General features: G+C 68.0%; 12 protein-coding genes and 1 riboswitch. Of the genes, 10 read left to right on the plus strand and 2 right to left on the minus strand.

The genetic code is table 11. The features are described 5' to 3' along the window. Positions 1 to 16 precede the first annotated feature (16 nt). From mreB to BS74_RS02365, 10 genes are all read left to right on the plus strand, one after another. The gene (gene mreB / locus BS74_RS02320; protein WP_038055707.1) at positions 17 to 1,048 is read left to right on the plus strand and encodes a rod shape-determining protein; all 1,032 of its coding nucleotides are present in this window, start codon (positions 17 to 19) and stop codon (positions 1,046 to 1,048) included. Positions 1,049 to 1,052: 4 nt separating this feature from the next. Next, on the plus strand, positions 1,053 to 1,478 hold the full coding sequence (gene fabZ / locus BS74_RS02325) for a 3-hydroxyacyl-ACP dehydratase FabZ (RefSeq protein ID WP_038055709.1): 426 nt from the start codon (positions 1,053 to 1,055) through the stop codon (positions 1,476 to 1,478). Further along, entirely contained in the window at positions 1,479 to 2,117 is a 639-nt protein-coding gene (locus BS74_RS02330) for an RNA-binding protein (RefSeq protein ID WP_038055711.1), read from the plus strand. Between the two features lie 186 nt (positions 2,118 to 2,303). Next, positions 2,304 to 5,663, plus strand: a complete 3,360-nt coding sequence (rpoB, locus tag BS74_RS02335; protein WP_038055713.1) for a DNA-directed RNA polymerase subunit beta — start codon at positions 2,304 to 2,306, stop codon at positions 5,661 to 5,663. 39 nt (positions 5,664 to 5,702) lie between these two features. Then, positions 5,703 to 10,280: a DNA-directed RNA polymerase subunit beta' gene (rpoC, locus tag BS74_RS02340; protein ID WP_038055715.1), complete on the plus strand. Its 4,578-nt coding sequence runs from the start codon at positions 5,703 to 5,705 to the stop codon at positions 10,278 to 10,280. Between the two features lie 57 nt (positions 10,281 to 10,337). After that, positions 10,338 to 10,916: a fuculose-1-phosphate aldolase gene (locus BS74_RS02345; RefSeq protein ID WP_038055717.1), complete on the plus strand. Its 579-nt coding sequence runs from the start codon at positions 10,338 to 10,340 to the stop codon at positions 10,914 to 10,916. Next, positions 10,913 to 11,152: a hypothetical protein gene (locus BS74_RS02350; protein WP_038055719.1), complete on the plus strand. Its 240-nt coding sequence runs from the start codon at positions 10,913 to 10,915 to the stop codon at positions 11,150 to 11,152. Before BS74_RS02345 ends, BS74_RS02350 begins: the two co-directional genes overlap by 4 nt. Beyond that, a complete protein-coding gene (locus tag BS74_RS02355) occupies positions 11,122 to 11,970 on the plus strand; it encodes an alpha/beta fold hydrolase (RefSeq protein ID WP_038055721.1) in 849 nt (282 codons plus the stop codon). Before BS74_RS02350 ends, BS74_RS02355 begins: the two co-directional genes overlap by 31 nt. A gap of 47 nt (positions 11,971 to 12,017) precedes the next feature. Then, a riboswitch (TPP riboswitch) is annotated at positions 12,018 to 12,113 on the plus strand. A gap of 21 nt (positions 12,114 to 12,134) precedes the next feature. Beyond that, on the plus strand, positions 12,135 to 13,169 hold the full coding sequence (locus tag BS74_RS02360) for a thiamine ABC transporter substrate-binding protein (RefSeq protein ID WP_038055726.1): 1,035 nt from the start codon (positions 12,135 to 12,137) through the stop codon (positions 13,167 to 13,169). Between the two features lie 46 nt (positions 13,170 to 13,215). Continuing rightward, complete coding sequence (locus BS74_RS02365) at positions 13,216 to 14,700, plus strand: ABC transporter permease (protein WP_038055727.1); 1,485 nt, start codon at positions 13,216 to 13,218, stop codon at positions 14,698 to 14,700. Positions 14,701 to 14,737: 37 nt separating this feature from the next. On the opposite strand, the gene BS74_RS02370 is transcribed toward BS74_RS02365, so the two are convergent. Further along, a complete protein-coding gene (locus tag BS74_RS02370) occupies positions 14,738 to 15,532 on the minus strand; it encodes a DNA-formamidopyrimidine glycosylase (RefSeq protein ID WP_038055729.1) in 795 nt (264 codons plus the stop codon). Positions 15,533 to 15,606: 74 nt separating this feature from the next. Then, the gene (locus BS74_RS02375; RefSeq protein ID WP_038055731.1) at positions 15,607 to 15,984 is read right to left on the minus strand and encodes an acyl-CoA thioesterase; all 378 of its coding nucleotides are present in this window, start codon (positions 15,982 to 15,984) and stop codon (positions 15,607 to 15,609) included. Positions 15,985 to 15,992: the final 8 nt, after the last annotated feature.

Genomic DNA, 15,992 nt, shown 5'->3' on the forward strand with positions numbered 1-15,992 from the left:
AGTAGAATGGGGCGATATGCTGAGGGGCGAGGACATCGGGATCGATCTGGGGACGGCCAGCGTCCTCATCTACGTGCGGGGGAAGGGCATTGTCCTGCGCGAGCCCTCCGTGATCGCGGTGGTGCAGGGGAAGCGGGAGGTGAAGGCGGTGGGGGCCGAGGCCTACCGCATGCTGGGGCGCACCCCGGGGAACATCGTGGCGGTGCGGCCCCTTAAGGATGGGGTGATCGCCGACTACGCCCTCACGGAGCGCATGCTCCTCCTCTTCCTGCAAAAGGTGCTTTCCCCCATGAGCCGCTTCTTCCGTCCCCGGGTCATGGTGGGGGTACCCTCCGGGGTCACGGACGTGGAGCGGCGGGCGGTGGTGCAGGCGGTTTCCGCCATGGCCCACAAGGTCTACCTCATCGAGGAGCCCTTGGCGGCGGCCATCGGGGCGGGGATCAACGTGGCCGAACCCACGGGCAGCATGGTGGTGGACATCGGGGGAGGCTCCACGGACATCGCCGTCATCTCCCTGGGGGGCATCGTGCGCTCGGAGAGCCTGCGCATCGCCGGCAACGAGATGGACCAGGCCATCATCCGCTACGTGCGGCAAAAGTACAACCTCCTCATCGGGGAACGCACCGCCGAGGAGCTCAAGATCCAGCTGGGCCGGGCCAAGCTCCTGCCGGGGGAGGAGAAAGAGGTGGCCGAGGTGCGGGGCCGGGACCTGATCACCGGCCTCCCCCGCACCGCGGAGATCCCCGCCGAGGACGTGGCCGAGGCCCTGAAAGAGCCCCTGGAGAAAATCTTCCAAGGGGTGAAGGGGGTCTTGGAGACCACCCCCCCCGAGCTGGCCTCGGACATCTACGAGCGCGGCATCCTCCTCACCGGGGGCGGGGCCCTGCTTAAAAACCTAGACGTGGCCCTGCAGGAGGCCACGGGGGTGCCGGTGGTGGTGGCGGAGAACCCCATTGAGGCGGTGGCCTTGGGCACGGGGCGGGCCCTGGAGATGCTCCACGTGCTGGAGGACACCATCCTTTCCTCCGACGACGTGCTGAAGAGGTAAGGCGGTGGAGATCACCGAGATTCTCAGCCTTCTGCCCCACCGGTATCCCTTTCTCCTGGTGGACCGGGTTCTTCACGCCGATGAAAGGTCCTTCCGGGCCTTGAAGAACGTCACCTTCAACGAGCCCCATTTCCAGGGGCACTTCCCCGGCTACCCCATCATGCCGGGGGTGCTGATCCTGGAGGCCATGGCCCAGGCGGCGGTGGGCACCATCGCCCGGCAGCCCGGCTTCAAGCCGGGGGGCTTGGTGTTCCTGGTGGGGGTGGAGGAGGCCCGCTTCAAAAAGCCCGTGGTGCCAGGGGACACCCTGATCCTGGAGGGGGAGCTTCTCCTCTTCCGCCGGGGCCTGGGCAAGGTGGCGGTCAGGGCCCTGGTGGAGGGGGAGGAAAGGGCCAGCGCCACCCTGAGCTTTGCGGTGCGGGGGGGCTAGATGGCGGACCTGGCCTCCTACCTCAAGCGGGCCCGGGGTGGGCGGGTGGTGCAGACGGGGTTTTTGGACCTCGAGGCCCAGGCCCTCTTGGAGGCGGCCGCCCGGGCCGAGGGGCTCAAGGTGGCCTTCTTCGGGGGCTTTCCCCTGGCGGAGCGCAAGGTGGCCGTGCTCTACCCCCCGGAGATCCCTGCCGTGCACGACCCCGTGGAGGTGGCCTTCCTGGAGAAGGAGCCCCCGGACCTGGGGGAGGCCATGGGGGACCTGGAGGTGTGGGAGGGGGGGTTTCTGGTGGCCCTCCTGCCCCAGGGGAGGAAGGCCCTCCAGGAGGCGGGCTTTGCCCTTCTTCCCCCGCCCGAGGGGGCCCTAAGGGCCAGGGGCGAGCGGGTGCGCACCCTGGTGGTGCCCTCCTTAAGGGTGGACGCGGTGGGGGCCAAGGGGTTCGGGGTCTCCCGCAACTACTTCGCCCAAGGGGTGAGGGCGGGGAAGGTGCGGCTAAGGGGCAAGGTGGCCTCCCCCAAGGACGAGATGGCCCCCGGGGACACCCTTTTGGCGGAGGGTTTGGGGAGCCTGAGGCTCTTGGAGGTGCTTGGCGAAACCAGGCGGGGAAACTATAAAATCAAGGTGGAGGTGGAACGGTAGGAGCGAAGGGCCAGGGTTGCGGGTAGGCTTGACGGCTTAAGGGATTGCCCTATAAGCTAAGGTTTGTGCTCTTTGGTCGGGCCAAGGGAGCACGGTAAGAGCCAGCCGCCGCGGGACACCAGAACCCGCGGAAGAACCCTGTTAGCTTACCTCGGGCGGCCCGCTTTTCCATCCTTGAGGTGATGCATGGAGATTAAGCGGTTTGGTCGCATCCGAGAGGTCATTCCCCTTCCCCCTTTGACGGAAATCCAGGTGGAGTCCTACAAGAGGGCCCTCCAGGCCGATGTGCCCCCGGATAAGCGGGAGGACGTGGGCATCCAGGCGGCCTTCAAGGAGACCTTCCCCGTGGAGGAGGGGGACAAGGGCAAGGGCGGCATGGTCCTGGACTTCCTGGAGTACCGCATCGGGGAGCCCCCCTTCTCCCAGGACGAGTGCCGGGAGAAGGACCTCACCTACCAGGCCCCCCTCTATGCCCGCCTCCAGCTCATCCACAAGGACACGGGGCTCATCAAGGAGGACGAGGTCTTCCTGGGCCACATCCCCCTCATGACCGAGGACGGCTCCTTCATCATCAACGGGGCCGACCGGGTGATCGTCTCCCAGATCCACCGCTCCCCGGGGGTCTACTTCACCCCGGACCCCGCCCGGCCCGGGCGTTACGTGGCCAGCATCATCCCCCTGCCCAAGCGGGGGCCCTGGATTGACCTGGAGGTGGAGTCAAACGGCACCGTTTCCATGAAGGTCAACAAGCGCAAGTTCCCCCTGATCCTCCTCCTCCGGGTCCTGGGCTACGATGCCGAAACCCTGAACCGGGAGCTTGGGGCCTATGGGGAGCTGGTGCAGGGGCTTCTGGACGAGGCGGTGCTGGCCATGCGCCCGGAGGAGGCCTTGGTGCGCCTCTTCACCCTGCTCCGCCCCGGGGATCCCCCCAAGAAGGACAAGGCCCTGGCCTACCTCTTCGGCCTCCTCGCCGACCCCAAGCGCTACGACCTGGGGGAGGCGGGGCGGTACAAGGCGGAGGAGAAGCTGGGCGTGAGGCTTTCCGGCCGCACCCTGGTGCGCTTTGAGGACGGGGAGTTCAAGGACGAGATCTTCCTGCCCACCTTGCGCTACCTCTTCGCCCTCACCGCTGGAGCGCCGGGCCACGAGGCGGACGACATCGACCACCTGGGCAACCGCCGCATCCGCACCGTGGGGGAGCTCATGGCCGACCAGTTCCGGGTGGGCCTAAGCCGCCTGGCCCGGGGGGTGCGGGAGAGGATGGTGATGGGGTCCGCCGACACCCTGACCCCGGCCAAGCTGGTGAACAACCGCCCCCTGGAGGCGGCCATCCGTGAGTTCTTCAGCCGGAGCCAGCTTTCCCAGTTCAAGGACGAGACCAACCCCCTCTCCTCCCTGCGCCATAAGCGGCGGATCTCCGCCTTGGGCCCTGGGGGCCTTACCCGGGAGCGGGCGGGCTTTGACGTGCGGGACGTTCACCGCACCCACTATGGCCGCATCTGCCCCGTGGAGACCCCGGAAGGGGCCAACATCGGCCTCATCACCTCCTTGGCCGCCTATGCCCGGGTGGACGGGCTGGGCTTCATCCGCACCCCCTACCGCCGGGTGAGGGGTGGGGTGGTCACCGACGAGGTGGTCTACATGACCGCCACCGAGGAGGACCGGTACACCATCGCCCAGGCCAACACCCCCTTGGAGGGGGACCGGATCGCCACCGACCGGGTGGTGGCAAGGCGGCGGGGGGAGCCGGTGATCGTGGGCCCGGAGGAGGTGGAGTTCATGGACGTCTCCCCCAAGCAGGTCTTCTCCGTGAACACCAACCTCATCCCCTTCCTGGAGCACGACGACGCCAACCGGGCCCTGATGGGATCCAACATGCAGACCCAGGCGGTGCCCCTCATCCGGGCCCAGGCCCCGGTGGTGATGACGGGCCTCGAGGAGCGGGTGGTGCGGGACTCCCTGGCCGCGGTCTACGCCGAGGGGGACGGGGAGGTGGTGGCGGTGGATGGCCGCCGCATCGCCGTGCGCTACGAGGACGGCCGCCTGGTGGAGTACGCCCTGCGCCGCTTTGTGCGCTCCAACCAGGGCACCGCCCTGGACCAGCGCCCCCGGGTGACCGTGGGCCAGAGGGTGAGGAAGGGGGACCTCCTGGCGGATGGCCCCGCCTCCGAGGAGGGCTTCTTGGCCCTGGGGCAGAACGTCCTGGTGGCCATCATGCCCTTTGATGGCTACAACTTTGAGGACGCCATCGTCATCAGCGAGGAGCTCTTAAAGCGGGATTTCTACACCTCCATCCACATCGAGCGCTACGAGATCGAGGCCCGGGACACCAAGCTGGGCCCGGAGCGGATCACCCGGGACATCCCCCACCTCTCCGAGGCCGCCCTAAGGGATCTGGACGAGGAGGGGGTGGTGCGCATCGGGGCCGAGGTGAAGCCGGGGGATATCCTGGTGGGCCGCACCAGCTTCAAGGGGGAGCAGGAGCCTTCCCCGGAGGAGCGCCTCCTGCGCTCCATCTTCGGGGATAAGGCCCGGGACGTGAAGGACACCTCCTTGAGGGTTCCCCCGGGCGAGGGGGGCATCGTGGTGGGCACCCTGCGCCTGAGGCGGGGCGACCCCGGGGTGGAGCTGAAGCCCGGGGTGCGGGAGGTGGTGCGGGTCTACGTGGCGCAAAAGCGCAAGCTCCAGGTGGGGGACAAGCTGGCCAACCGCCACGGGAACAAGGGGGTGGTGGCCAAGATCCTCCCCGTGGAGGACATGCCCCACCTGCCGGATGGCACCCCGGTGGACATCATCCTGAACCCCTTGGGGGTGCCCAGCCGGATGAACCTGGGCCAGATCCTGGAGACCCACCTGGGCCTGGCGGGCTTCTTCCTGGGCCAGCGCTACATCTCCCCGGTCTTTGACGGGGCCACGGAGCCCGAGGTCAAGGCCCTTTTGGCCGAGGCCTTTGACCTTTACTTCGGCAAGCGGAAGGAGGAGGGCTTCGGGGTGGACAAGCGGGAGCTGGAGGTCCTGGCCCGGGCGGAGAAGCTGGGCCTGGTGAGCCCCGGCAAGAGCCCCGAGGAGCAGCTTAAGGAGCTTTTCCTCCAGGGCAAGGTGGTCCTTTACGACGGCCGCTCCGGGGAGCCCATTGAGGGCCCCATCGTGGTGGGGCAGATGTTCATCATGAAGCTCTACCACATGGTGGAGGACAAGATGCACGCCCGCTCCACCGGCCCCTACTCCCTCATCACCCAGCAGCCCCTTGGGGGTAAGGCCCAGTTCGGCGGCCAGCGCTTTGGGGAGATGGAGGTGTGGGCCCTCGAGGCCTACGGGGCCGCCCACACCCTGCAGGAGATGCTCACCCTCAAGTCCGACGACATCGAGGGCCGCAACGCCGCCTACGAGGCCATCATCAAGGGGGAGGACGTGCCCGAGCCCAGCGTGCCCGAGTCCTTCCGGGTTCTGGTGAAGGAGCTTCAGGCCTTGGCCTTGGATGTGCAGACCCTGGACGAGCGGGACAACCCCGTGGACATCTTCGAGGGCTTGGCCTCCAAGCGGTAGACCGCACGGAAGAAGCGGGATTGCTCTTGTGGAGGAAGAATGAAAAAGGAAGTTCGCAAGGTCCGCATCGCCCTGGCCTCTCCGGAAAAGATCCGCTCCTGGAGCTACGGGGAGGTGGAGAAGCCCGAAACCATCAACTACCGCACCCTGAAGCCAGAGCGGGATGGGCTTTTCGACGAGCGCATCTTCGGCCCCACCAAGGACTACGAGTGCGCCTGCGGCAAGTACAAGCGCCAGCGCTTTGAGGGGAAGGTGTGCGAGCGCTGCGGGGTGGAGGTCACCAAGAGCATCGTGCGCCGCTACCGCATGGGGCACATTGAGCTGGCCACCCCCGCGGCCCACATCTGGTTCGTGAAGGATGTGCCCTCCAAGATCGGCACCCTCTTGGACCTCTCCGCCACCGAGTTGGAGCAGGTCCTCTACTTCAGCAAGTACATCGTCTTAGACCCCAAGGGGGCGGTGCTGGATGGGGTGCCGGTGCAGAAGCGCCAGCTCCTCACCGACGAGGAGTACCGGGAGCTCCGCTACGGCAAGCAGGAGACCTACCCCCTGCCCCCCGGGGTGGATGCCCTGGTCAAGGACGGGGAGGAGGTGGTGAAGGGGCAGGAGCTGGCCCCCGGGGTGACAAGCCGCATGGACGGGATCGCCCTCTACCGCTTCCCCCGGCGGGTGCGGGTGGACTACCTGCGCAAGGAGCGGGCGGGCCTCCGCCTTCCCCTTTCCGCCTGGGTGGAAAAGGAGGCGTACAGGCCGGGGGAGGTCCTGGCGGAGCTTCCCGAGCCCTACCTCTTCCGGGCGGAGGAGGAGGGGGTGGTGGAGCTTAGGGAGCTTGCAGAAGGCCACCTCCTCTACCTGCGCCAGGAGGAGGCGGTGGTGGCCCGCTACTTCCTGCCCGTGGGGCTTACCCCCTTGGTGGTCCAGGGGGAGATCGTGGAGAAGGGCCAGCCCCTGGCGGAGGGCCAGGGCCTCGTGCGCATGCCCCGCCACATGAGCGCCAAAGAGGTGGAGGTGGAGGAGGAGGGGGATACCGTTTACCTCACCTTCTTCCTGGAGTGGACGGAGCCCAAGGACTATGCGGTGGCTCCCCACATGAACGTGGTGGTGCCCGAGGGGGCCCGTGTCCAGGCGGGGGAGAAGGTGGTGGCGGCCATTGACCCCGAGGAGGAGGTGATCGCCGAGGCCGAGGGGGTGGTCCACCTGCACGAGCCCGCCAGCATCGTGGTGATGAAGGCCCGCCTCTACCCCTTTGAGGACGACGTGGAGGTTTCCACCGGGGACCGGGTGGCCCCGGGGGATACCCTGGCGGACGGGGGCAAGGTCAAGAGCGAGATCTACGGCCGGGTGGAGGTGGACCTGGTCCGGAATGCGGTGCGGGTGGTGGAGTCCTACGACATTGACGCCCGCATGGGGGCCGAGGCCATCCAGGCCCTCCTGAAGGAGCTGGACCTGGAGAAGCTGGAGGCGGAGCTCCTGGAGGAGATGAAGCACCCCTCCCGGGCCCGGCGGGCCAAGGCCAGGAAGCGCCTCGAGGTGGTGCGGGCCTTCCTGGACTCCGGCAACCGCTCGGAGTGGATGGTCCTCGAGGCGGTGCCCGTGCTGCCCCCCGACCTCCGGCCCATGGTGCAGGTGGACGGGGGCCGCTTCGCCACCAGCGACCTCAACGACCTCTACCGCCGCCTCATCAACCGCAACAACCGCCTGAAGAAGCTCCTCGCCCAGGGGGCCCCGGAGATCATCATCCGCAACGAGAAGCGCATGCTCCAGGAGGCGGTGGATGCGGTGATCGACAACGGCCGCCGCGGGGCGCCCGTCACCAACCCGGGTTCCGAGCGGCCCCTGAGGAGCCTCACCGACATCCTCTCCGGCAAGCAGGGCCGCTTCCGGCAGAACCTCTTGGGCAAGCGGGTGGACTACTCGGGGCGGAGCGTGATCGTGGTGGGGCCCCAGCTCAAGCTCCACCAGTGCGGCCTGCCCAAGCGCATGGCCCTGGAGCTCTTCAAGCCCTTCCTCCTCAAGAAGATGGAGGAGAAGGGCATCGCCCCCAACGTGAAGGCGGCCCGCAGGATGCTGGAAAGGCAGCGGGACATCAAGGACGAGGTCTGGGACGCCCTGGAGGAGGTGATCCACGGCAAGGTGGTCCTCCTGAACCGGGCCCCCACCCTGCACCGCCTGGGGATCCAGGCCTTCCAGCCGGTCTTGGTGGAGGGGCAGTCCATCCAGCTCCACCCCCTGGTGTGCGAGGCCTTCAACGCCGACTTTGACGGGGACCAGATGGCGGTGCACGTGCCCCTTTCCTCCTTTGCCCAGGCGGAGGCCCGCGTCCAGATGCTCTCCGCCCACAACCTCCTCTCCCCCGCCTCCGGGGAACCCTTGGCCAAGCCCAGCCGGGACATCATCCTGGGGCTTTACTACATCACCCAGGTGCGCCGGGAGAAGAAGGGCGCAGGCCGGGAGTTCGCCACGCCGGAAGAGGCCCTGGCCGCCTACGAGCGGGGCGAGGTGGCCTTGAACGCGCCCATAAGGGTGGCGGGGAAGGAGACCAGCGTGGGCCGCCTCAAGTTCGTCTTCTCCAGCCCCGACGAGGCCCTTTTGGCGGTGGCCCACGGGTACCTGGACCTCCAGGACGTGGTCACGGTGCGCTACCTGGGCCGGCGCCTGGAGACGAGCCCGGGGCGGGTGCTCTTCGCCCGCATCGTGGGGGAGGCGGTGGGGGACGAGAAGGTGGCCCAGGAGCTTCTCCAGATGGACGTGCCCCAGGAGAAGAACTCCCTCAAGGACCTGGTCTACCAGTCCTTCCTGCGCCTGGGCATTGAAAAAACGGCCAAGCTGCTGGACGCCCTCAAGTACTACGGCTTCACCCTCTCCACCACCAGCGGGATCACCATCGGCATTGACGACGCCGTGATCCCGGCGGAGAAGCAGAAGTACCTGGAAGAGGCCGACCGCAAGCTCCGCCAGATTGAGCAAGCCTACGAGATGGGCTTCCTCACCGACCGGGAGCGGTACGACCAGGTGATCCAGCTCTGGACCGAGACCACGGAGAAGGTCACCCAGGCGGTCTTCAAGAACTTTGAAGAGAACTACCCCTTCAACCCCCTCTACGTGATGGCCCAGTCCGGGGCCCGGGGTAACCCCCAGCAGATCCGCCAGCTTTGCGGCATGCGCGGCCTCATGCAAAAGCCCTCGGGGGAGACCTTCGAGGTGCCCGTGCGCTCCTCCTTCCGGGAGGGCCTCACCGTCTTGGAGTACTTCATCAGCAGCCACGGGGCCCGCAAGGGTGGGGCGGACACCGCCCTCCGCACCGCCGACTCCGGCTACCTCACCCGGAAGCTGGTGGACGTGGCCCACGAGATCGTGGTGCGGGAGGCGGACTGCGGCACCACCAACTTCATCTCCGTTCCCCTCTTCCAGCCCGACGAGGTCACCCGCTCCTTGCGCCTGAGGAAGCGTTCCGACATCGAGTCTGGGCTTTATGGCCGGGTGCTGGCCCGGGAGGTGGAGGTGCTGGGGGAGCGCCTCGAGGAGGGGCGCTACCTCACCCTGGAGGACGTGGGGCTCCTCATCAAGGCGGCGGAGGCGGGGGAGATCAAGGAGGTGCCCGTGCGCAGCCCCCTCACCTGCCAGACCCGCTACGGGGTGTGCCAGAAGTGCTACGGCTACGACCTCTCCATGGCCCGCCCCGTGTCCATCGGCGAGGCGGTGGGGGTGGTGGCGGCGGAGTCCATCGGCGAGCCCGGCACCCAGCTCACCATGCGCACCTTCCACACGGGCGGCGTGGCGGTGGGCACCGACATCACCCAGGGTCTGCCCCGGGTCATCGAGCTCTTTGAGGCCCGCAGGCCCAAGGCCAAGGCGGTCATCTCCGAGATCGACGGGGTGGTGCGCATCGAGGAAACCGAGGAGAAGCTCTCCGTCTTCGTGGAGTCCGAGGGCTTCTCCAAGGAGTACAAGCTTCCCAAGGACGCCCGCTTGGTGGTGAAGGATGGGGATTATGTGGAGGCGGGCCAGCCCCTGACCCGCGGGGCCGTGGATCCCCATCAGCTTCTGGAGGCCAAGGGTCCCGAGGCGGTGGAGCGCTACCTGGTGGACGAGATCCAGAAGGTCTACCGGGCCCAGGGGGTGAAGCTCCATGACAAGCACATTGAGATCGTGGTGCGGCAGATGCTCAAGTACGTGGAGGTCACCGACCCCGGGGATAGCCGCCTTTTGGAGGGCCAGATCCTGGAGAAGTGGGACGTGGAGGCCCTGAACGAGCGGCTCATCGCCGAGGGCAAGACCCCCGTGGCCTGGAAGCCCCTCCTCATGGGGGTGACCAAGAGCGCCCTTTCCACCAAGAGCTGGCTTTCCGCCGCCAGCTTCCAGAACACCACCCACGTGCTCACCGAGGCGGCCATCGCCGGCAAGAAGGACGAGCTCATCGGCCTCAAGGAAAACGTCATCCTGGGGCGCCTCATTCCCGCGGGCACGGGGAGCGATTTCGTCCGCTTCACCCAGGTGGTGGACCAAAAGACCCTCAAGGCCATCGAGGAGGCCAGGAAGGAGGCGGTGGAGGCCAAGGAAAAGGAACCCGCCCTGCGCCGCCCTGCCCGTCGGGAACAGCCCGGGAAACAGGCCTAAGGGCCCCCCACCCCAGTCCGGCTGGGGTGGGGCCCCGGGTTGCGCCATAATGGGCCCATGCTGGCGCGGATCTATACCGCCTTCCGCCAGGTGGGGGAGGACCTCTTCCAGCAAAGGCTCGTCTCCGCCACCGCGGGGAACTTCTCCGTGCGCACCAAGGAGGGTTTCCTCATCACCAAAAGCGGGGTGCAGAAGGGGAGGCTTACCCCGGAGGACCTGGTGGAGGTGCCCCTCGTGGGCCCCTTTCCCGAAGGGGCCAGCGTGGAAAGCGTCGTCCACCGGGAGGTCTACCTAAGGACCGCGGCCCAGGCCATCGTCCACGCCCATCCCCGGGTGGCGGTGGCCCTTTCCCTGCACCTGGACCTCCTGGTTCCCCTGGACCTCGAGGGCCAGTACCACCTGAAGGAGGTGCCGGTGCTTTCCCCCAAGACGGTTTCCGCCACGGAGGAGGCGGCCTTGGCCGTGGCCGAGGCCCTTAGGGAGAGGCCGGTTTGCCTTTTGCGGGGGCATGGGGCCTTCGCCATTGGACTCAAGGAGCGGCCAGAGGAGGCCCTTTTGCAGGCCTACAGCCTCCTCACCACCCTGGAGGAGAGCGCGGAGATCCTCTTCTACCACCGCCTTTGGGGGAAGGGATGAGGGTGCTCTTCGTGGAGGGGAAGGACCGGGAGGCCCTCCTGGCCCTGGCCCGGGAGCTTCCCCATCCCTTTTGGCTTCTTGAGGGGGAAGGGGTGTGGCTTCTTGAGGTCTTGGGTGCGGGGGAGGAGGCTTGGCGGAGGGCCCAGGCCCTGCCTGGGGTTAAGGTTTGGGCCTTTACCCTTCGGGATGGGGTAGTCTATAGGGGATGCGGGAAGAAATCGGGTACATCCCCGTAGGGGAAGCGGAGCTCTACGTGGAGGACGTGGGGGACGAGCATGCCCCGGCCATCCTCGTCCTCCACGGCGGGCCCGGGGGCAACGCCTATGCCCTCAGGGAGGGGCTTCAGGACTACCTGGAGGGCTTTCGGGTCATCTACTTTGACCAGCGGGGTTCGGGGCGGAGCCTGGAGCTTCCCCAGGATCCCCGGCTCTTCACCCTGGATGCCCTGGTGGAGGACACCCTGGCCCTGGCCGAGGCCTTGGGGGTGGAGCGGTTCCACCTCCTGGCCCACGGCTTTGGCGCCCTGGTGGCCCTGGAGCTTCTGCGCCGCTACCCCGAGGCCGGGGGGGCCCTCCTGTTGGGGCCCTGGGTGAGCTTCCCTTGGCTTGCTGCCCGGCTGGCCGAGGCGGCGGGGCTTGAGCCCCTTCCCGACCCCGAGGAGAACCTGAAGGCCGCCCTGGCCAAGGCCGAGCCCAAGCTCCTCTTTGACCGCCTCATGTTTCCCACCCCCCATGGCCGCCTGGAGTACGAGTGGGTGGTGGAGGGCTCCGGCATCCTGGGGCCGGACACCCCGGCCTGGGGCTTCCTGCACAACGGCCTTTGGCGCTTGGACTACACCCCCTACCTTGCCCCGGGCCGCAGCCCGGTGACCTTGCTGGTGGGGGAGAGGGACGGCACCAGCTACCCCTACGCGGAGGAGGTGGCGGAGCGCCTCAAAGCCCCCATCCGGGTGATCCCCGGGGCCGGGCACTACCCCTGGATCGACCAGCCGGAGGCCTTTGGCGTGGCCTTCCGGGAGGCCCTCGAGGGCCTTTTGGTGCCCTGGGGGGTGTGAAGGGGGCCTGGGTGGCCCTTCTGGGGCCGGGGAAGGTGGTAAACTCTAGGCGTCACCGGGGGTGCTCCGTTTGCGGGGCTGAGAGATACCCTTGGAACCTGAACCGGGTAATGCCGGCGTAGGGAAGGTGACCAAGGCCCCTCCCGGTGACAAGGAGGGGTTGTATGTTGCGCCTTTTGGCCTTGCTGGCCCTTTTGGCCTTCGGCTTCGCCCAGGAGATCACCGTTCTCACCCACAGCAGCTTTTCCTTGGACAAGGGGCTCATCGCCCGGTTTGAGCGGGAGACGGGCCTGAGGCTCCGCTTCCTCAAGGGAGGGGATGCGGGGGAGACCCTGAACCGGGCCATCCTCACCAAGGGGGCCCCCATCGCCGATGTGATCTATGGCTTTGACAACACCTTCCTCTCCCGGGCCCTCGAGGCGGACATCCTCCTCCCCTACCGCAGCCCCGAGGTCCGGAACCTGAAGGCCACCTTGCTTCTGGACCCCACCTTCCGCGCCCTGCCCGTGGACTACGGCTGGGTGAGCCTGAACTACGACCGGGCCTACTTCAAGGAGCGGCCCCTGCCCAAGGTGCCCCAGGACCTGGCCCGGCCCGAGTACGCCCGGCTTTTGGTGGTGCAAAACCCCGCCACCAGCTCCCCGGGCCTGGCCTTCCTCATGGCCACCGTGGCCCGCTTTGGGGAGGACGGCTACCTGGACTTCTGGGCCAAGCTCCGGGATGGGGGGGTGCGGGTGGCCAAGGGCTGGAGCGAGGCCTACTACACCCACTTCACCCTCTACAAGGGGGATAGGCCCCTGGTGGTCTCCTACACCACCAGCCCCGCCGCCGAGGTCTACTACTCCGAGGGCAAGTACCAAGAGCCCCCCACGGGGAACCTCTTCCCCGAGCTGGCCTTCTTCCAGGTGGAGTTCGTGGGGATCCTGAAGGGCACCAAGAACCTGGAAGGGGCCAGGAAGGTGGTGGACTGGCTCCTCTCCAAGCCGGTGCAGGAGAACATCCCCACGGAGATGTGGATGTACCCCGCCCGCCGGGATGCGGGGCTCCCCGAGGTCTTCCGCTTCGCCCCCGAGCCCCTGGGGAGCGTGCGCATGGACCCCAAGGCCATGGCCCAGCACCGGGAACGCTGGATTGAGGAGTGGACCAAGGTGGTCCTCCAGGGGCAAAGCCCGGAGGCGGTGCGCAAGGGGCGGCGGTGAGGCTTCCCCAAGCCTCCCCTGGCTAGGCGAGGGGGTATAAAGGGGCGTGGCCAGGCTCGCGGGGCTTCTCGTCCTCCTCTTCCTGGGCCTGGCCCTTTTCTACCCCTTGGGGCGCATCCTGGCCCTGGGGGTGGGGGAGGGGTTCGCCAGGGCCCTGGCCAACCCCTACTACTGGGGGCGCTACCTCTGGAGCCTGGAGTATGGGCTCCTTTCTGCCCTCCTGACCCTTTCCCTGGCCCTTCCCCTGGCCTTTCTCTTCCGCAGGCGGTTTCCCCTCAGGGAGGCCTTCCTTGCCCTCTCCACCCTCCCCTTCGTCCTCCCCACCCCGGTGGTGGCCCTGGGGTTTTTGGCCCTCCTGGGCCCCCGCGGATTCCTGGGGGTGGACCTCTACGGCACCAAGGCCCTTCTCCTCCTGGCGGCGGTCTTTTACAACCTGGGGCTCGCCCTGCGCATCCTCCTTCCCGTGGCGGTGCACCTGGCCGAGCCCATGCGGGCGGCAAGGGTCCTGGGGGCCACCCCTTTTCGGGCCCTATTAAGGGTGGGCCTTCCCCTGCTGCTTCCCGCCTTGGGTTCCGCCGGGTTGCTGGTCTTCCTTTACACCTTTTCCGCCTTCGGGGTGCCGCTTCTCTTGGGCGGGCCCCGGTACGCCACCCTCGAGGTGGAGGTCTACACCCTTTTGGCCTACCGCCTGGCCTTTCCCGAGGCCAGCGCCCTCATGCTCCTGGAGATCCTCACCCTGGGGCTCGCCGTCTTGCTGTACCTGCGCCTCCGCCCCTACCCCCTGCCCCCAGGGGGGCTGGGGCCTGGCCTTTCCTGGGCTGGCACGGTGGGGCTTGCCGCCTTCTTCCTCCTGTTCTTCGCGCCCTTGGGGGCCCTCCTCCTCCAGGCTCACCCCGGGGCCTTGGCCTCCGCCTGGGCCTCGGAGGACTTCACCCCCCTTTCCCTGGCCTTGGGGAATAGCCTCCGCTTCACCCTTCTGGCCCTGCTCCTGGCCTTTCCCCTGGGGGTGGCCTACGCGGTGGCCGCCCGGGGAAGCCGCCTTATGGACCTTTTGGGGCTATTCCCCCTCATGGTGAGCCCGGTGGCGGTGGGCCTGGGCTACCTGCTGGCCTACCCCTCCCTTAGGGGCTCCCTAGGCCTCCTCCTCGGGGCCTACGCCCTCCTGGCCTACCCCCTCTTGGCCCGGGCGTTGCTTCCCGCCCTGAAGAGCCTTCCCCCAAGCCTCCTTTGGGCCGCCCGGGTCCTGGGGGCCACGCCCCTTCGCGCCTTCCTGCGGGTGGAGCTCCCCTTGGTCCTCCCCGCCCTCACCTCGGGGCTGGCCCTGGCCCTGGCGGCCATCCTGGGGGAGTTTGGGGCCAGCCTGGTGCTCTGGCGGCCCGAGTGGACCACCCTGACCCTGGCCATCTACGAGCGGCTGGGCCGGCCCGGGGAGGCCCCCTTTCGGGAGGCCTTGGCCTTGGCTTTCCTGCTGGCCCTCCTTTCCGCCCTCCTCTTCTACCTCCTGGACCGGGGCCGCGGCCGGTGGGGCTGATGCCACCCCGTGCGGACTCCCTCCGCGTGGGGCGGCATCAGGCCTGGCACCGGGGGCAGAAGTGGGTGCCCCGCCCCGCCACCACCCCCCGGGCCACGGGGGTGCCGCAAAGGGGGCAGGGGAGCCCCGCGCGGCCATAGACCGCATGGCGCTCCTGGAACCCTCCCGGAAGGCCATCGGGTTGCTGGTAGGTGCGGTCGGAAAGGGTGCTTCCCCCTTGGGCGGTGGCCTCGGCCAGCACCTCCTTAAGGGCCAGGAAGAGCCTTTGGGCTTCCTCCTCCCTAAGCTCCCGCCCCCGGCGGAAAGGGGAGAGGCGGGCCCGGAAGAGGGCCTCGTCGGCGTAGATGTTCCCCACCCCGGCGGCGAGGCGCTGGTCCAGAAGGAGGCCCTTGAGGGGCTTGCCGCTCCTTCTTAGGCCCTCCCAGAACTCCGGGAAGCGGAAGGCCTCGGAAAGGGGCTCGGGGCCCAGGCGGGAGAGCAGGGGGATCTCCCGGTAATCCCCCTTTTCCACCACCCAGATGCGCCCGAAGCGCCTCGGGTCGTGGAAGAAGAGCTCCCCCTGCTCCAGGCGGAAGGCCACCCGGGTGTGGGGGGTCTTTTGCAGGCGAAACCCCCCGGTCATGCCCAGGTGGACCACCATCTCCAAGCCCCCAGAGAGGGGAAAGAGGAGGAACTTCCCGCGGCGCAGGAGGCTTTCCACCATCTGCCCCTGGGCCTTTTGCGTGTGGCGGTAGCGCCTTGGGTCCTGGTGGTGGATCTCCAGGAGGCGTTGCCCAAGAAGGAGGGGCTCGAGGCGCCGCCTGGTGGTTTCCACCTCGGGCAGCTCAGGCACGGGGCCTCCTCTGGGCCAGGGTGCGGTAGAGCCTAGGCCCCAGGCCAAAGGCCCGGCAGTAGGGGCAGGAGGCATCAATCCATACCCGCATGCTCGTCCACCGGCACCGGCTGGCCCCGCTCGTTCACCGCCACGTAGGTGAGCTCCCCCTTGGTGGCCAGGACCCGGCCGTTTTCCTGGCCAAAGCGCTCCTTGTACACCTCCACCTCCACGGTCAAGGAGGTGCGTCCCACCCGCACCACCCTCGCCACCACCTCCAGGAGGTCCCCGGTGCGGATGGGCACCTTGAACTCCACCCCGCCCACGGCCACGGTGACCACGGGCTTCTTGGCCCTTCTGGCGGCGGCGTAGGAGCCCACCTTGTCCATGAGGCCCAGCACAAAGCCGCCGAAGGCGGCGCCCAGGGGGTTGGTGTGCTCGGGGAAGACAAGCTCTAAGGTCCGCGCCTCCATACCCTTCC

The organism is Thermus amyloliquefaciens, from assembly GCF_000744885.1.
Taxonomy (GTDB): domain Bacteria; phylum Deinococcota; class Deinococci; order Deinococcales; family Thermaceae; genus Thermus; species Thermus amyloliquefaciens.

Bases quoted from the DNA above. Each gene is read 5' to 3' on its own strand.
- mreB (WP_038055707.1), top strand. From the start codon at position 17: ATGCTGAGGGGCGAGGACATCGGGATCGATCTGGGGACGGCCAGCGTC.
- BS74_RS02330 (WP_038055711.1), top strand. From the start codon at position 1,479: ATGGCGGACCTGGCCTCCTACCTCAAGCGGGCCCGGGGTGGGCGGGTG.
- rpoB (WP_038055713.1), top strand. From the start codon at position 2,304: ATGGAGATTAAGCGGTTTGGTCGCATCCGAGAGGTCATTCCCCTTCCC.
- rpoC (WP_038055715.1), top strand. From the start codon at position 5,703: ATGAAAAAGGAAGTTCGCAAGGTCCGCATCGCCCTGGCCTCTCCGGAA.
- BS74_RS02345 (WP_038055717.1), top strand. From the start codon at position 10,338: ATGCTGGCGCGGATCTATACCGCCTTCCGCCAGGTGGGGGAGGACCTC.
- BS74_RS02350 (WP_038055719.1), top strand. From the start codon at position 10,913: ATGAGGGTGCTCTTCGTGGAGGGGAAGGACCGGGAGGCCCTCCTGGCC.
- BS74_RS02355 (WP_038055721.1), top strand. From the start codon at position 11,122: ATGCGGGAAGAAATCGGGTACATCCCCGTAGGGGAAGCGGAGCTCTAC.
- BS74_RS02360 (WP_038055726.1), top strand. From the start codon at position 12,135: ATGTTGCGCCTTTTGGCCTTGCTGGCCCTTTTGGCCTTCGGCTTCGCC.
- BS74_RS02375 (WP_038055731.1), bottom strand. From the start codon at position 15,984: ATGGAGGCGCGGACCTTAGAGCTTGTCTTCCCCGAGCACACCAACCCC.